Source organism: Rhizobium sp. P40RR-XXII (genome assembly GCF_012641405.1).
Classification (GTDB): Bacteria; Pseudomonadota; Alphaproteobacteria; order Rhizobiales; family Rhizobiaceae; genus Rhizobium.
This window is the reverse complement of record NZ_JABAII010000017.1, coordinates 12,469-28,149: the sequence shown is the minus strand read 5'-3', so window position 1 is coordinate 28,149 and position 15,681 is coordinate 12,469. Positions and strand designations below refer to the sequence as shown.

The following is a 15,681-nucleotide window of genomic DNA, read 5'->3' as shown; positions in this document are numbered from 1 at the left end:
GATGGCGCAGAGCGTCGTTTGACAGATTGGATCGCCAACGGCCTAGGGGTGAGCGTCAAGCCGGCTTCAAGTGATGAGCGCAGCCAACACCTTATTCGTCGTTGAAAAAGCGACGCAGCGAATTTGCAAGATCAATGGGGTTTTCTTCAGCGACATGGTGGCCACTTTCGATGCCGTGACCCACGACATTAATCGCCCATGAGCGCCAGATTTCCCTCGGGTCGCCGAAGAACCGTTCGAGATCGTCTCTCGTAGACCAAAGGCAAAGCAACGGGCACGTGATCCGCCTTCCAGCAATCCGGTCCTGCAGTTCGTCTTCCCGATCGACGGTTAGTCCCGCTCTGTAATCCTCGATCATTCCATGGACGACCGCAGGCCTGTGGATTGCGGTCAACAGGTCATCGTAGGCCTCCTCTCCCATGAGATCCGGGTGGATGGCCTTGTACCAGGTCTTAGGATCGGAATTGATCGCTTGCTCAGGCTTTTCCCGCTGCGCGAAGAAGAACCAATGATACCAGTCACGCGCAAAACGCCAGTCCATTCGTTCGAGATGCTCGATGATGGGAATACTGTCGATCACGGCAACCTTGGTGACGATTTCCGGATGATCGAGGGCAAGGCGAAATGCCACGTAGCTGCCTCGATCATGTCCCGCAACTGCAAAACTCCGATGCCCTAAAGCGTTCATTAGTTCCACACAGTCAACCGCCTTCGCCCGTTTCGAAGAATAGCGACTATTGTCGCTATCTACGGGTTGGAAAGACTTTCCAAATCCGCGGAGATCAGGACAAACAAGCGTGAAGTGAGCAGACAAAAGGTCTGCGACATGGCCCCATGTCATGTGCGTTCGCGGATGGCCATGAAGTAACAATAATGGCGGACCGTAGCCGCCGTGGCGAACCCGCAGAAGGCCGGGTCCAACGTCGATGTAATCCAGTGCCATTCCGCTGAACAAATCCGGCCTCCTTCATATATTTGGTCGGCTGTCCTTACGTTCACCGCATCAAATTGTTCCGGCTAAAAAGGGTTCTGCCGCAGCGACGTAAGCGTGGGCTAACGATTGCATGGCCAGCCAATTTCGTTCCGGAACATTCGGGCCGGCGTGCAGTTCATTTAGCGGAGGATGACACATGATAGGACAATTGTGGGATAAGCCAATCACGGTCGAGACTAACAAGTTTGGCGAGCGGCTGACAATCGCCAACACGGAAGCCGCCACCCACTATTTGCTGCGCAACTGGCCGACAAAGGCAGGCGGGATCGCCTATAAGAACGCAAAGCGGACGCTCATCAGCGCCCATGGAGGTCGTGTGGAAGCCGAGGTCGCAAGGAGTGCTTTCCTTGCTGCGCTCAAAGAAGGCGGCGTCCAGATATTTGAAGCATGACCGCGCGATATGCATCGCTCATGCCGCGCATTTTAAAGCCGTCTAGCACCTAAATTGCAGCAGCTTCCTCGAGTTTTCGCCGAATACCGCCCTTTAAGAAATCCGTGGAACAAGAACGCATTGCAAGCATTGCTCTTCTATCCCACGCGGAGGAAGAAGATGCCCGAAGCAACGAGCGCGTCGCTGCACGCTGATGTCGTTTTGCTACTCCCAGCACTGCGAAACTTTGCCAGAAGATTTGTCTCCAGTCCGTCGGACATCGACGATCTCACACAGGAGACGGTATGGAAGCTCTTACGCCATTCCGAGAGATTCACGCCCGGGACCAGCCTGAAGAGCTGGGCGTTCACCATCATGCGAAACACTTTCATCACCGAATACAAACGCCGAAGGCGGCTGCAGCTTCGGGCGAACGACGATGCCTTGTTCGAGGTTCCCACGGATTGCTCCCAGCAGAAGTGCATCTACGCTGCAGAGGTCGGCAAAGCGCTCGATCGTCTTCCGAAATATCAGCGCGACGCCCTTCTCATGATCGTTGAAGGGGTTTCCTATGGGGCTGCGGCCGAGCGTTGCGGCTGCGAAATCGGAACGATCAAGAGCCGGGTCTCACGTGCGCGGAGCATGCTGGTCGAAATGCTGGGCGAGAAATCGCTACACGCCGCCGCTTCGATATATTAAGCCCGCGTACCTGAGTGGGACGCGACGGTAGCGCTGACGTCATGGTGATTTGATCGATGGAGATGGCTGGTGAGCATAGTCTAGCGGAGGCGCAAATGTGATCTGATGAGTAGCAAGGATCGTCGTTCTTTTCTGAACTTACGGCGAGAGCTCAAAATGGCGCGCTCGCCGGAGACGTACATACGAGGCACGACCAAGCATTTTTATGAATGGCTGGACAGCCGTTCAACATCCATTCCAGCAGGGCCTCCGGTTTGGATCTGCGGCGACTGTCACCTGGGCAATTTAGGCGCCTTGGCGGATTGCGATGGCGACGTGGCTGTTCAGATGAGGGATTTCGATCAGGCAGTTATTGGCAATCCCGCACACGATCTTATCCGCCTAGGCCTTTCGCTTGCATCGGCTGCACGCGATTCAGTTCTCCCCGGCGTCACGACTGCAAGAATGCTAGAAGCCCTCATGGCAGGATATGAGGCCGCTTCCGTGGAAATCCAGGTGGGCACGCCGCAATTGCGTAAACCAAAGGACATCAGAAAGCTATTGAAACGGGCGGCTCACAGACGCTGGAAGAACCTCGCAATGGAAGACTTCCAAACGAAACATCCCTTGCTCCCCCGAAATAAGCGTCTTTGGCCGCTGCATCGAGCCGAACGGTCCGCGGTGCTAGGGCTTTGCAGTGACCGGGAAATGGAAAAGACCCTGCTAGGCATTGATGACGTGACGGCCGACGATTTGAAGATCCTCGATGCTGCCTATTGGATCAAGGGCTGCAGCTCTCTTGGCCGCCTGCGATGCGCCGTCTTGGTTCGAAACGGGAAGCATGGGCCGGTTTCGTTGCTGGATATCAAGGAGGCTGCTGCCCCTGCCGCTCCGTCGGCGCCCGAATCGAAGATGCCGCGGGACTATGCCGAGAGGGTAGTTGCGGGAGCAAAGGCGCTTTCCCCCAACCTTGGTGAGCGGATGGTCGCATCGAGGGTGGTGGGCAAGGCTGTTTTTATTCGTGAAATCACCCCCCAGGATATGAAAATCGAGATTAATCGTCTCACCGGAGATGAAATCCAGGCCATAGCCCACTACCTCGGTGGGGTTGTTGGGCATGCTCACGGTCGGCAGATGGTTCATCAAGAATGGCGATCGTGGATCTCTGAACTTGGCCTTTCGCGCAAGAAAGAATCGGAGATGCCGTCTTGGCTGTGGTCGAGTGTGACCGAACTCCTGTCCATTCACGACAAGGCTTATCTTGAACATTGCAGGCGATTTGCGTTGGCGCATCACTAAGGAACGCTGATGGCTCTGGCTCGTATCGCATAGGTGCGGAATCGATCGGCCGGCCCGGAGTGCCTTCTGCTGGATTGAACACCGCGGGTGCGGCTCATGCAATGCTCCACAAAGCGACATCCCAATCAAACTATCGATGGACGCGTAACGCCCAACCAATTCCATAGGAGGCATTGTCCGCAAACGCTAGCGATCCATTCTGAGCGCCTGACAGCGACCTGCCCCGCAGGGTGATCACGGAGATTGAGCTCGCAGCAGCGGACCAGGGTCAGCGTTGTTTGCAAGCATACTTTTGAAGCGCTCTTCGTCGACGGGTCGACTGTAGAAGTATCCTTGAATCTCGTTGCAACCACGATCGACAAGAAATCGCGCCTGCTCCTCCGTCTCAACACCTTCAGCGATTACCTCCAGCCCCAGCTTTTGCGCCAGCGAGATAATCGCCGAGGTTATAGCCATATCGTCTGTGTCGCGTGGAATATCCGTGATGAAGGAGCGATCGATCTTAAGCCGCGACAATGGAAATCTTTTAAGCGCACTAAGGCTCGAATAACCGGTTCCAAAATCATCAATCGCAAATTTTACTCCCAATTTCGCCAATTCGTGCATTCTAGCAACAGAGCCGGCGAGGTCCTTCATGATAAGCGTCTCCGTGATCTCCAGCTCGAGCCAAGTTGGATCGAGCTCGCTCTCGCTCAAGGCGGTCGCCACAGTCTCCACCAAACGCTTTTCCTGGAACTGTCTGGCGGAGACATTGACACTGATCCGAATAGGTTCGAGCCCTTTGTCCTGCCATACCCTGGCCTGCCGACACGCCGTCTGAAGAACCCATTCACCAATTGGCATGATGAGACCCGTCTCTTCGGCAAGCGTAATGAAATCCCCTGGATAGACAAGGCCCTCGCTTGGATGCTTCCAACGGACCAACGCTTCGACCGCAACAATCCTGCCCGTTTGGACGTCCACCTGCGGCTGGTAGTGCAATACTAGCTCGTCACGGACAAGCGCCTGGCGTAGCTCGTCAGTGCGAGCGAGCTTTCTGCGGACACTGGCGGCCATTTCCGACGTGAATAAAGCGATTCCATCGCGGCCCAGCTCCTTTGCACGATACATGGCCATATCTGCGGAAGCGAGCAGCTCTCCCGCAGTCATACCGTGGCTCGGATAACTGGCGACGCCGATGCTGCAGGTTACCCTCAGTTCGATATTGTTGAGTACAATCGGGCGAGCCACTGCCTCTCTTATCGCAGACAATCGACCTAGGCAGCTCTCGATATCTGTTTGCTCAAGGATGAGCACGAACTCGTCTCCTCCGATTCTCGCAACGGCCGCCTTGTCAGTTGTCAGCTCGCTGATCCTGTCCGCTACGATCTTCAGCAGTTGGTCGCCAACCGAATGACCGAGGCTGTCATTGACGAGTTTGAAGTTGTCAAGATCGAGGAATGCCAGGGCGATTTCAGATCCCGCAGAATCAGCTGTCTGCATTGCACGGGTGAGCTTTTGATCCAAAAACGCGCGATTGGCCATGCCCGTCAGAGGATCGTGATCTGCGAGAAACCCAATCCGAGCTTCCGCGCGATGACGGCTGATTGCGATCCCGGCCATATACACGGCGATCGAAACAAAATCGGAAAAGCCCGGCCGGCACCTGGCACCTTCAGACGAATAGAGGGCGAGAACGCCTTCGACACGGCCGTCGGTGTCGGAAATTGCCAAACATTGGCACTCATGATCCAATTCAGAGACATCCGCCTGATCAAAGGCGAGCTTGAGTGCTTTCGTGGTGACTGCGAGATCCATGACAGCCATATCAATGAATGTGGCATTGACCCGCCTGCGGTATTCTTCATTCAAGGTGGGTGCCGCAGCCAGACGCAGCTGCCCTGACTCTGGTGTGATCGTCAAGACTGCAGCATGCACACCCTGTGCGAATTCCGCAATCATACGGGCAAGCTCTTCAAGAACTTTCGGAAGAGGCGTCCCACGGGCTATCATTTCAAGCAGATAGGATTGGGAGCGCATCCGGCGTTCTGCCGATTTCTGCTCCGTGATATCACGAGAAGCTCCGACAATGCCCACAATTGTTCCGGACGCGTCTCTCAACGGGACACGCGTGATCATCAACCATCGTTCGCCGTCACCACGAAATGCCAACTCCTCGCCACCGAAATGGGGTTGTCCTGTCTCGGCGACACGACGTTCAACATCCGTGGCAATTCGTGCGACATGGCTCGGTAAGAACTCGAAATCCGTCCGCCCGACCAAATCCTTCAGATGGGATAGCCCGTTGTTGACGACGACGGCGTGGTTTCCAAACAGGAAGCGTCCTTCCAAGTCCTTCGCATATATAAAATCGGGGATTTGGTTGATCATGTTCTCCAGCCAACCCTCACGCTCGACCAGGTTTGCTTCGTGGCGAACATCCTCCGACCTCCTGCGTAACATGGGTGTGGCAGGAGCTGGCTCGACTTCGGGCAGTGATGAGATTGACAATTTGCCGTCCGCAATGTCGCCTTTAGTCAAAGAAATTCCCCGGAACAAATGTGAAAGTTCATTCTGCTATTGGGAAGTTATCCCCGGATGAACGTCGATTCACCACCGCGGGGAAGCTAAAGACATGGTGAACAAGCCATTACTATGTTTTCGCTGCATTTTCAGGGCGACAATAACAAACTTTGCCTCAAGCGATAGATCTCGGACACCCGAACAAACCGTGCGGCAAACATGGTGGCCGTAATACCTTTCACATGATATTATGACTAGATTATCAGCGATCTCCATAGCAAATGGGGTGTAAGTATTTACCCGCGGAAATTATTTCCAATAATATAAGAAGGCTCAGAGAAATATAAATCTCAATTTGACCGGTTTTCACCTTATCTGAAACTCTTCTGATATGAATCGGACGTTACGATTGGCGCCCCGCCTGGGTGATTTTCTTCTGCATTCGATATTGCTTGACCACTCGACCTGATATAAATCGTTTGACTATATAGATCGCAAACGACCATGATTTGCGGATCTGGAATATTAGAGACTTTACCGAATCCATCCCAGCTGATCATTCGTCAGCAATGACCCACCGCAGACCCTACTCCCGAGAATCATGTCCAGGCCGACAAAATCTTTCATCGTCGAAATCAAGAATTCCCGCCGCAAAAAGGCTGGATCCGCCGACCAGCCGAAATCCATTTGGGGTACATTTGCTCCCGATCTCAAGCAAAGCTTGGATCAGGAAGAGCCGCTTCCTTCGCCCACTCCTGCACCGTGTCCAGCTCTGCCGGATTTGAAGCCTGTTGCCGATGGCGACAGCGACGATGCGACGGTCGTGCTACCAAGGTCTACCTTCATTGAAAAATGGGGCTCGAAGAAAGCCGAGAAGACAAAGGCGGGACAAGGGGACGCTGTTTCGACATTCCTGGCGCGGATAGAGCGGCAGAAGGCGTTGCTTGCGGAGTTTCAGGCGGATCCCACGGGTTTTACGAAATGGCGATCGGCATGGTTCCGCGAAGTCAGTGGCGGATTTGGTGTCAGCGTCACCTATGATTCCGTCGATGCCGGCGGCGGTCTGCGATATATTGTGGTCGAGACGGCACGAGAGATCGTCGAATTCCTCGACGATCTCGCGCAGCACGCGCAAATCGATGTGAATTTTCAGCGTGCACTGAAAGAGAACCGTCTCCGGCGTGTATCGCAACGAGTTGGCGAGGTGGAATAGCCTGGTTCAGGCGCGTCGAGGATCTTGATATCCTGGCGACGGAATCGCGAGTGCGAGGAAGTCCTTGAATTCCGAGATCTGCTAGTAGAAGGCTTTTATCGCGAGGTCGCGACGGTCCTGTTTTCGCCTGGTCAAAAGCGGTACTAGCAGGATCTCCCAGTCGATTTATTGCGGCCATCGGAGCGCAGGCTCACGAAACTCTCCCCGCTGTCGCGGATTTGAAACAGCTGGCAGTCGAAGAGTTGCGGCATTAGAATCTGTTAATCACAGCAAGCCCTTCTGGATCCATCAGAGCCGCGAGATATGGTGGTTTGCGGAAGCCTGGTGTCGAGCGGCGATTGCCGCGCTTTCGTCAGCACAGAAACTAATGCGCTGACGGACCAATTGAGGCGTGAAGAGCTTAGCGTCCACGCGGGCAAAGCAATTGGAGCAAGTGGGCGCAAACAAGGTTAGAATGGCGAACACATCACGCGCGCAACCGCTTGTAATGAGGCCCAGGGATGGAGAGCATTGAACCCTTCGAGCGACTCGGGTTGGCGCTAGCCATCGGGGCAATCGTCGGGGTGGAACGCCACTGGCGGGAGCGCGACCAAGGCGGTGGAAAGCGGACCGCAGGAATACGCACCTTCATGATCACCGGCATGCTCGGCGGAGTTTCCGGTCTAATCGAGCAGATGCTTTCCGCGCCGGTAACACGGCACGGACTTGTCATCATCGCGATGTTCGTGACCTTTAGCGTTGTCTTTGCCCTTTACCAATATCGCGAATCGGTCGCGGAAGGCAATTTTAGCGTCACGAGCGTGATCACCGCCATGACGACATTTGCGTTGGGCGCCCTGGCCGTGGTCGGTGACGCGCCGTTGGCGGCCGCCGCCGGCGTGGCGCTCGTGGCAATCCTGGCCAGCCGCGAGATATTGCATCGATTCGTTCGTAACCTGAGTTGGGACGAGTTGCGATCCGCTATCGTTTTCCTTGCGATGTCCGTCATTGTCCTACCGATATTGCCAACAGCGCCAGTTGGGCCGTTCGGCGGCATTTCCCCCTCAGGCACATGGCTTTTGGTGGTCCTTCTCGCGGGCATCTCCTTTCTGGGATATGTTGCAGTCAAGGCATTCGGACAAGTTCAAGGTGAACTCGTTGCAGGTGCGATCAACGGACTGGTATCGTCAACTGCGATGGCAGTCACAAATGCTCGCCTAAGCGCCACCGGTCAATCCGCGATCCTACTGGTGGCCGGAGCAATGGCCGCAAATGCCGCCTCATATCTCAAGGTGCTTCTCTATGTCGCCATCCTTGCACCCTCGATCGCGGAGCGCCTGGGTCCCGCGCTCATTGCGGCCTCCTTTGTGATGATTGGCTTTTCATTGGTTTTTATAAAAAACGACACGATCAAACACGCTGAAAGCCACACACGAAACCCGTTCGAATTGTTTGCCGTGTTGAAAACTGCGCTCCTGCTTGTTGTCGTGGGTTTTTTGGCCCGGGCGGCTGCGACCTGGTTTGGAAAGTCTGGCCTGCTCGTCGTTTCGACACTTTCCGGGCTGGCGGATGTTGATGCCATCACTGTTACGATTGCCGGCATCCTAGACACGATCGGCACCGAATTCGCGGCAACGGCTCTTGGGATGGCCGTCATCGCCAACACGGTCGCCAAGATGATGTATGCCTTGATCTTGGGCGATCGAGCCTACAGCGGGCGCTTCGTTTTGGTGAGCATTGCCGCGATCATCGGCGGCATTTTCATGTTCGAAACGACTCCGATGACGGAATGGCTCGTGATGGAAGACTTGCCGAAATAATATCATACGTGACGTTTGCTCTCGAGGGAGCCGAACGGATGAGCCTTATTTTTAGGTCCGAAGAATAGCCCTCCTTCAATATGTTGGGCCTGTTTCCATATGACCAGAGTGGCCGGATTAGGCAGAGAACCGCCTCTTCAGCCGCTGATTAATTTAAGATCGACGTCGAAAGCCCTTCTTCGTCTGGCCATCACAAGATGACCAAGTCGACTCGCATGATCGTGCCGACGAGGATGGTCTATTCGCTGCGGCGATATTTCATTGTCATTTGATCCCAATCAATGAGCGCGCGACATGCGCATCGCTATTAGAAGGCGGATTTTTATCGAGTTCATCGTCTTCGGAGTTGCGCGATCGATGGTTATTCATGTCGCAGTATTGAAAGAGAAGGCTTTAGGCGAAAAACGGGTCGCGATGGTACCGACCCTTATCCCTCGCCTTGAGCGACTGGGCGCCGGTCTGAATTTGGAGGCAGATGCCGGCTTGGCAGCCACGTTTGCTGATATCGCCTATCGAGGCGCCACAATCGAGAGCGCCGTCAAGACCATGGTGTCCGCAGCCGACATCGTGCTCGCCGTCCAATCACCATCCGCAGATATCATCAAGGCAATGAAGCCCGGCGGGATATTGATCTCCCTGCTGTACGGCACCAGCAATCCCGACACGGTGTTGGCCCTTAGGGATCGAAGGGTGACGGCTTTTGCGATGGAGCAAATACCTCGCATCAGCAGAGCGCAATCGATGGATGTCCTTTCCAGCCAGGCAGCTCTTGTGGGCTATTATGCCCCTCTGCTCGGCGCCGTTCACATGCCACGCATCCTACCAATGATGACAACTGCGGTGGGCTCGCTACGGGCCGCAAAGGTTTTGGTGATGGGGCTTGGCGTCGCCGGGCTTTCAGCCCTTGCCACTGCCCATCGATTGGGCTCAATAACAGTAGGCTATGACGTCCGTCCCGAGACACGCGAGCAGGCCGAGTCGCTTGGCGCCAAGTTCATCGATACCGGTATCGACGCACGCGGCGAAGGCGGCTATGCGCGCGAGCTGACGACGGATGAACGGGTCAAGGTCGAAGAGACGCTCACCCGGCATATCGCGGAAGCCGATATGGTCATTACGACCGCCTCCGTACCCGGCCGACCGGCGCCGAAGCTAATCTCTTCAGCGCAGGTCGCAGCGATGAAGCCCGGCGCTGTGATTGTGGATCTCGGGGCGGAAAGCGGCGGCAATTGCGAAGAAACCAAGCCCGGTGAAACAGTTAATGTCGGAACGGTCACCGTCCTTGGTCCGACTAACGTGCCATCGGCACTCGCCCAGCATGCCAGCGAACTCTATGCAAAAAATGTCCTTAATCTTCTTGATCTGATCATCAAGGACGGCTCGATCCATCTCGATTTCGAGGATGAAGTCATCGCAGGCACGGTGGCAACCCACGACGGAAAGATTCGAAGCAAAGCACTTCACCACATTATCGAGAGCGCATGCCTTTCAAGCCCGGAGATCGCGTGATGACGCTCGACACATCGATGACATGGCTCATTGCCCTTTATATTTTCATGCTGGCTGCCTTTACCGGCTACGAAGTGATTAGCCGGGTGCCCTCGATCCTACACACCCCACTGATGTCTGGTTCGAACTTCATCCACGGCATTGTGGTCATTGGTGCTCTCCACACACTACTGAATGCCACCACACCGTTCGCCCAGAGTATCGGCTTTATCGGTGTTGCGCTCGGGGCCGCAAATGCGGCCGGCGGGTATGTGGTGACCGACAGGATGCTCGCGATGTTCAAAGCGAGCGGCGGCAAGGAGAAGTAGGATGATCGCACAGCATCTCGTCAGCCTGAGCGGTCTTCTCGCTGCGGCTCTCTTCATCTTCGGCCTGAAACGGATGGCATCGCCGGTTACCGCTCTGTCGGGCATCATGACGGCCGGCGCAGGCATGATCGTCGCTATCGCAGCGACCTTCCTTATGGTTCTCGATCTTGACCAAGCCGCCAAGTCTCATCTGACGACCAATCTCGGTCTCGGGATCCTGGCATTGCTTGTCGGCGGCGGTTGGGCTTGGTGGCGAGGAGCAAGGGTTGAAATGACGGCAATGCCGCAAATGGTCGCCCTGTATAATGGCATGGGTGGCGGAGCGGCAGCCGCCATCGCAGCTGTCGAGCTTTCCAACGGAACCGGTTCAGGTGCATTGTTGCTTGCCGTCACTATCATCGGCGCCCTGATCGGTTCTATTTCCCTGACGGGCTCTATTATCGCGTGGGCGAAGCTCGATGGCAGGATCGACAAGCCGTGGCGCTTTTCTGGCCAGCGTCTCGTGAACGGCCTGTTCTTCCTGGCAACGCTCGTTGTTGGTACCGGTATCATCTTTCTGCACGGCTCTTTGACGGGCGCCGGGCTCGCGGTCTTGTTCTTTGCTGGGGCGCTTGCCTTCGGTGTGCTGATGACGTTGCCGATCGGCGGCGCTGACATGCCCGTGGTCATCTCGCTCTATAATGCTTTCACCGGCCTTGCCGTTGGCTTGGAAGGATTCGCGCTGCAAAACCCCGCCTTGATGATCGCCGGCATGGTCGTCGGTTCAGCAGGCACGCTGCTGACACTGCTGATGGCGAAGGCGATGAACCGATCACTGGCTAACGTGCTTTTTTCCAACTTCGGTGATGGCGCAGCTTCTGGCGGCTCCGAAATTCATGGGCAGATGAAATCCGCCGATGCCGCCGACGCGGCGATCAACATGCGCTACGCGTCGAGCGTCATCATTATTCCTGGCTATGGCCTCGCTGTCGCTCAAGCGCAACAGAAACTCCACGAATTCGTCAAGATCCTGCAGGCGGCCGGTGTGGACGTCAAATTCGCCATCCATCCGGTGGCCGGCCGCATGCCAGGTCATATGAACGTGCTGCTGGCGGAAGCTGGCGTTCCTTATGACATCATCTTCGACATGGATGAGATCAACGCCGATTTCACAAACACCGATGTCGCGCTGGTGATTGGTGCCAACGACGTGGTGAATCCGGCTGCGCGCACTGACAAGTCCTCGCCGATCTACGGCATGCCAATCCTCGACGCCGACAAGGCGCGTCAGGTCTACGTCATCAAGCGAGGACAAGGCAAAGGCTATTCCGGCGTCGAGAACCAGCTCTTCTTCGAGGAGAACTGCTCGATGATCTATGGCGACGCCCAAGTAGTGCTCACGCAAATGGTTCAATCCGTAAAAGATCTAGCTGCTGCGGCCTGAAGCGGCCGGCCAAATCCAAGTTATTTTTTCCAAGGGAGAATGGTAAATGGCCTATCAGACGATCAACCCTTATACCGGCGAGACGCTCGCCAACTTCCCAGACGCAACCGATGCCGAGGTTCGTGCGGCGATCGCCGGCGCACATGAGGCATTTCTGAAGTGGCGAGGCACATCGTTCGCAGAACGCGGGCGCATTCTTCAGAATGCCTCAGACATCCTGCGCCGCGAAAGCGATGCCTACGCGAAACTTCTAACACTGGAAATGGGCAAGCTGTTCTCCGAGGCGAAGGCCGAGGTCGAGCTGTCTGCAAAAATCCTCGAATACTATGTCCGCCACGCTGAAGCCTTGCTCACGCCTGAGAAGCTGCCGGTTCTCGATCCGGCCGAGGGCGATGCCATTTTGGTTCACGAACCGCTCGGGGTGCTCCTGGCAATCGAACCGTGGAACTTTCCCTATTATCAGATCGCGCGTATCTTGGCACCGCAGCTCGCCGCCGGAAACACGCTGCTCCTGAAACATGCCTCCAATGTTCCGCAGAGCGCTGCCGCCTTCGAAAGGCTGATGGCACAGGCCGGTTTGCCGAAGGGTGCGTTCAAGAACCTCTATGCTACCCGATCGCAAATCGAGCTGATCATCAATGACGACCGCGTCCATGGTGTGGCCCTGACTGGTTCTGAAGGTGCAGGCGCTGTTGTGGCGGCTCAGGCTGGCAAAGCGCTAAAGAAGTCCACAATGGAGCTGGGCGGTGCTGATGCCTTCGTGGTGCTCTCCGACGCCGATCTCGAAAAGACCACCAAATGGGCGGTATTCGGACGTCATTGGAACGGCGGTCAGGTCTGCGTTTCTTCAAAGCGCATGATCATCGTTGATCCTGTCTACGATGTATTCCTTGATCGATATCGCACGGGCGTAGCCGGCCTTATCGCAGGCGATCCCTTCGATCCCAGGACAACTCTGGCGCCGCTGTCTTCCAAAGGCGCGGCCGATGAGGTGAAAGACAAAATCCGCGAGGCAGTCAAGCTTGGAGCCAGAGCCGAGGAGGTCGGGCCGCCGGTACCCAATCGAGGCGCCTTCGTTCAACCGACGATCCTGACCGATATCGGAGAAGACAACCCCGCACGCTATTGGGAATTCTTTGGTCCGGTTTCGATGTTGTTTCGAGCAAAGGATGAGGAAGATGCCGTGCGCATCGCCAACGATTCCCCCTTCGGCCTTGGTGGCTCAGTCTTCACCTCCAATTCGACCCATGGAGTGGAAGTCGCGAAGCGCATCTCCACCGGCATGGTCTTCGTCAACCATCCGACCAAGGTCGAGGCAGACCTGCCGTTCGGGGGCATCCGTCGTTCCGGCTATGGTCGCGAGCTTCTCGGGCTCGGTCTCAAGGAGTTCGTCAATCACAAACTGATCGATGTTGTCGACATCGACGCGCATTTCTGAACGCAAAAAAGGGACGCTTCGTTGAGCATCCCTTTATGAACGAACGCCAAGCCAAGGAGTGCCATAATGGCCAAGACCATGAAAGCCGCAGTCGTCCGCGAATTTGGAAAGCCTTTGATTATTGAGGAGGCTAGCATCCCGACGCCTGGTGCCGGCCAGATCCTCGTCAAAATTGCTGCGACAGGCGTCTGCCACACCGATCTGCACGCCGCAGAAGGCGACTGGCCAGTGAAACCCAAACCTCCGTTCATCCCGGGTCATGAAGGCGTCGGCAACGTTGTTGCTGTCGGTCCTGGCGTGAAACATGTCAAGGAAGGCGACCGTGTCGGCGTCCCATGGCTTTACACCGCCTGCGGGCATTGCAAGCATTGCTTGGGCGGTTGGGAAACACTCTGCGAGGAACAGCAGAATACCGGCTACTCGGTCAACGGGAGCTTTGCCGAATATGTCCTTGCCGATCCGAATTATGTGGGCCATTTACCCGACAATGTATCATTCATCGACATCGCGCCGATTCTTTGCGCGGGTGTTACCGTCTACAAGGGCTTGAAGGTCACCGACACAAAGCCAGGAGACTGGGTGGTGATCTCCGGCATTGGCGGTTTGGGGCATTTGGCTGTTCAATATGCCAAAGCGATGGGTCTCAACGTCATCGCAGTCGATATCGATGATGAAAAACTCGAACTTGCGAAATCTCTTGGTGCGTCGCTGGCCGTGAATGCCCGCAAGGACGACCCGATCGCTTTTGTGAAGAAAGAGGTGGGAGGCGCCCAGGGCGTACTGGTTACGGCCGTTTCTCCCAAAGCCTTCGAACAGGCCCTTGGTATGGTCGGTCGTGGCGGCACGGTCTCCCTCAACGGGCTTCCTCCCGGCGATTTCCCCCTGTCGATCTTCGATACCGTCCTCAACGGGGTGACCGTCCGCGGTTCCATCGTCGGCACGCGGCTAGACCTTCAAGAAGCGCTGGATTTCGCCGGCGAAGGCAAGGTCAAAGCGACGATCGCGACCGACAGGCTCGAAAACATCAACGATATCTTTGCTCGCATGCATAAGGGGGACATCCAAGGCCGCGTAGTCATCGACTTCGCAAAATAAAACGAAAGGAGTCCTGCGATGCACGCGATGGTGCTTCACAAAATCGGCGAGCCGCTTGTCTGGACCGAGTTGCCGGATCGCGAGCCAGGTCCTGGCGAGATCCGCGTCAGGATCTCAGCCTGCGGCGTTTGTCGGACGGACCTCCATGTGGTAGACGGCGAACTGCCCAATCCTCGTGTTCCGATCATTCCGGGACACGAGATCGTCGGCCGCGTCGATGCGCTGGGGTTCGGTGTCACCGGACTGGCGATCGGCGAACGTGTCGGCGTGCCCTGGCTTGGCCACACCTGCGGCGTCTGCCCCTATTGCCGTGACAATCACGAAAACCTCTGCGACGCTCCGGGGTTTACTGGTTACACGCGTGATGGCGGATATGCGACATCGATCATCGCCGACGCACGCTTTGCTTTTCCGCTCGGGCAGGACGATGATGATATCGCTCTGGCACCCCTCCTGTGCGCGGGCTTGATCGGCTGGCGTTCGCTCAAAATGACGGGCGATGCCAAGCGATTGGGCTTCTACGGCTTCGGAGCTGCGGCTCATATCGTAGCGCAGGTCGCCAGTTGGCAGGGGCGTGATGTCTATGCCTTCACCAGGCCGGGGGATACGTCTTCTCAGCGATTTGCTCGGACCCTGGGGGCGGTCTGGGCCGGAGGATCTGACGAGACGCCGCCGCAGAAGCTCGACGCTGCGATCATCTTCGCGCCCGTTGGCGACTTGGTACCTACCGCCCTTAGAGCCGTTCGCAAGGGCGGACGGGTTACCTGCGCCGGCATTCATATGAGCGATATTCCGAGCTTTCCTTATTCGCTGTTGTGGGAGGAGCGGCAGGTCGTTTCGGTCGCTAATCTAACTCGTCAGGATGCCACCGACTTCCTGGCCCTCGCCCCACAGGTCGGCATCGTCACGCAAACCAACCCCTACCCGCTGCGCGAAGCCAATCAAGCGCTCGCTGACCTGCGTGCCGGCCGTTTCGAAGGCGCCGCTGTGCTCATTCCCTAAAGAAGGGCAGAGTGCCTATTATCGGGCCTTTACCAGACGATTGAATGGTCA

The 15,681-nt window shown here is 56.2% G+C and carries 13 protein-coding genes; 11 read left to right on the top strand and 2 right to left on the bottom strand.

The window, feature by feature from the left end:
* Nucleotides 1-91 precede the first annotated feature (91 nt).
* Nucleotides 92-955 (bottom strand): alpha/beta fold hydrolase, encoded by an 864-nt coding sequence (locus HGP16_RS26025; RefSeq protein WP_168842861.1) that lies wholly within the window; start codon nucleotides 953-955, stop codon nucleotides 92-94.
* A 175-nt stretch (nucleotides 956-1,130) separates the two neighbouring features.
* On the opposite strand from HGP16_RS26025, the gene HGP16_RS26020 reads away from it, so the two are divergent.
* The 3 genes from HGP16_RS26020 to HGP16_RS26010 all read left to right on the top strand — a co-directional run bounded on the left by HGP16_RS26020 (nucleotide 1,131) and on the right by HGP16_RS26010 (nucleotide 3,341).
* Entirely contained in the window at nucleotides 1,131-1,385 is a 255-nt protein-coding gene (locus HGP16_RS26020; protein ID WP_168842860.1) for a DUF982 domain-containing protein, read from the top strand.
* A 159-nt stretch (nucleotides 1,386-1,544) separates the two neighbouring features.
* Entirely contained in the window at nucleotides 1,545-2,063 is a 519-nt protein-coding gene (locus HGP16_RS26015; protein WP_168842859.1) for an RNA polymerase sigma factor, read from the top strand.
* Between the two features lie 105 nt (nucleotides 2,064-2,168).
* On the top strand, nucleotides 2,169-3,341 hold the full coding sequence (locus tag HGP16_RS26010) for a DUF2252 family protein (protein ID WP_246705590.1): 1,173 nt from the start codon (nucleotides 2,169-2,171) through the stop codon (nucleotides 3,339-3,341).
* A gap of 234 nt (nucleotides 3,342-3,575) precedes the next feature.
* Here the strand turns inward: HGP16_RS26010 and HGP16_RS26005 are convergent, their stop codons facing one another.
* Nucleotides 3,576-5,861 (bottom strand): putative bifunctional diguanylate cyclase/phosphodiesterase, encoded by a 2,286-nt coding sequence (locus HGP16_RS26005; protein WP_246705589.1) that lies wholly within the window; start codon nucleotides 5,859-5,861, stop codon nucleotides 3,576-3,578.
* A 583-nt stretch (nucleotides 5,862-6,444) separates the two neighbouring features.
* On the opposite strand from HGP16_RS26005, the gene HGP16_RS26000 reads away from it, so the two are divergent.
* The 8 genes from HGP16_RS26000 to HGP16_RS25965 all read left to right on the top strand — a co-directional run bounded on the left by HGP16_RS26000 (nucleotide 6,445) and on the right by HGP16_RS25965 (nucleotide 15,630).
* Nucleotides 6,445-7,056: a hypothetical protein gene (locus HGP16_RS26000; protein ID WP_168842857.1), complete on the top strand. Its 612-nt coding sequence runs from the start codon at nucleotides 6,445-6,447 to the stop codon at nucleotides 7,054-7,056.
* A 500-nt stretch (nucleotides 7,057-7,556) separates the two neighbouring features.
* Nucleotides 7,557-8,855: a DUF4010 domain-containing protein gene (locus HGP16_RS25995; protein WP_168842856.1), complete on the top strand. Its 1,299-nt coding sequence runs from the start codon at nucleotides 7,557-7,559 to the stop codon at nucleotides 8,853-8,855.
* Nucleotides 8,856-9,212: 357 nt separating this feature from the next.
* Entirely contained in the window at nucleotides 9,213-10,364 is a 1,152-nt protein-coding gene (locus HGP16_RS25990; RefSeq protein ID WP_168842855.1) for an NAD(P) transhydrogenase subunit alpha, read from the top strand.
* Nucleotides 10,364-10,672 (top strand): NAD(P) transhydrogenase subunit alpha, encoded by a 309-nt coding sequence (locus HGP16_RS25985; protein ID WP_168842854.1) that lies wholly within the window; start codon nucleotides 10,364-10,366, stop codon nucleotides 10,670-10,672. Before HGP16_RS25990 ends, HGP16_RS25985 begins: the two co-directional genes overlap by 1 nt.
* A 1-nt stretch (nucleotide 10,673) precedes the next feature.
* Nucleotides 10,674-12,095, top strand: a complete 1,422-nt coding sequence (locus tag HGP16_RS25980) for an NAD(P)(+) transhydrogenase (Re/Si-specific) subunit beta (RefSeq protein WP_168842853.1) — start codon at nucleotides 10,674-10,676, stop codon at nucleotides 12,093-12,095.
* 46 nt (nucleotides 12,096-12,141) lie between these two features.
* Nucleotides 12,142-13,533 (top strand): NAD-dependent succinate-semialdehyde dehydrogenase, encoded by a 1,392-nt coding sequence (locus HGP16_RS25975; protein ID WP_168842852.1) that lies wholly within the window; start codon nucleotides 12,142-12,144, stop codon nucleotides 13,531-13,533.
* A gap of 66 nt (nucleotides 13,534-13,599) precedes the next feature.
* Nucleotides 13,600-14,628 carry an alcohol dehydrogenase AdhP gene (gene adhP, locus HGP16_RS25970; RefSeq protein ID WP_168842851.1) on the top strand — a complete coding sequence of 343 codons (1,029 nt, stop codon included), beginning with the start codon at nucleotides 13,600-13,602 and terminating at the stop codon, nucleotides 14,626-14,628.
* A gap of 18 nt (nucleotides 14,629-14,646) precedes the next feature.
* Nucleotides 14,647-15,630: a zinc-dependent alcohol dehydrogenase family protein gene (locus tag HGP16_RS25965; protein WP_168842850.1), complete on the top strand. Its 984-nt coding sequence runs from the start codon at nucleotides 14,647-14,649 to the stop codon at nucleotides 15,628-15,630.
* Nucleotides 15,631-15,681: the final 51 nt, after the last annotated feature.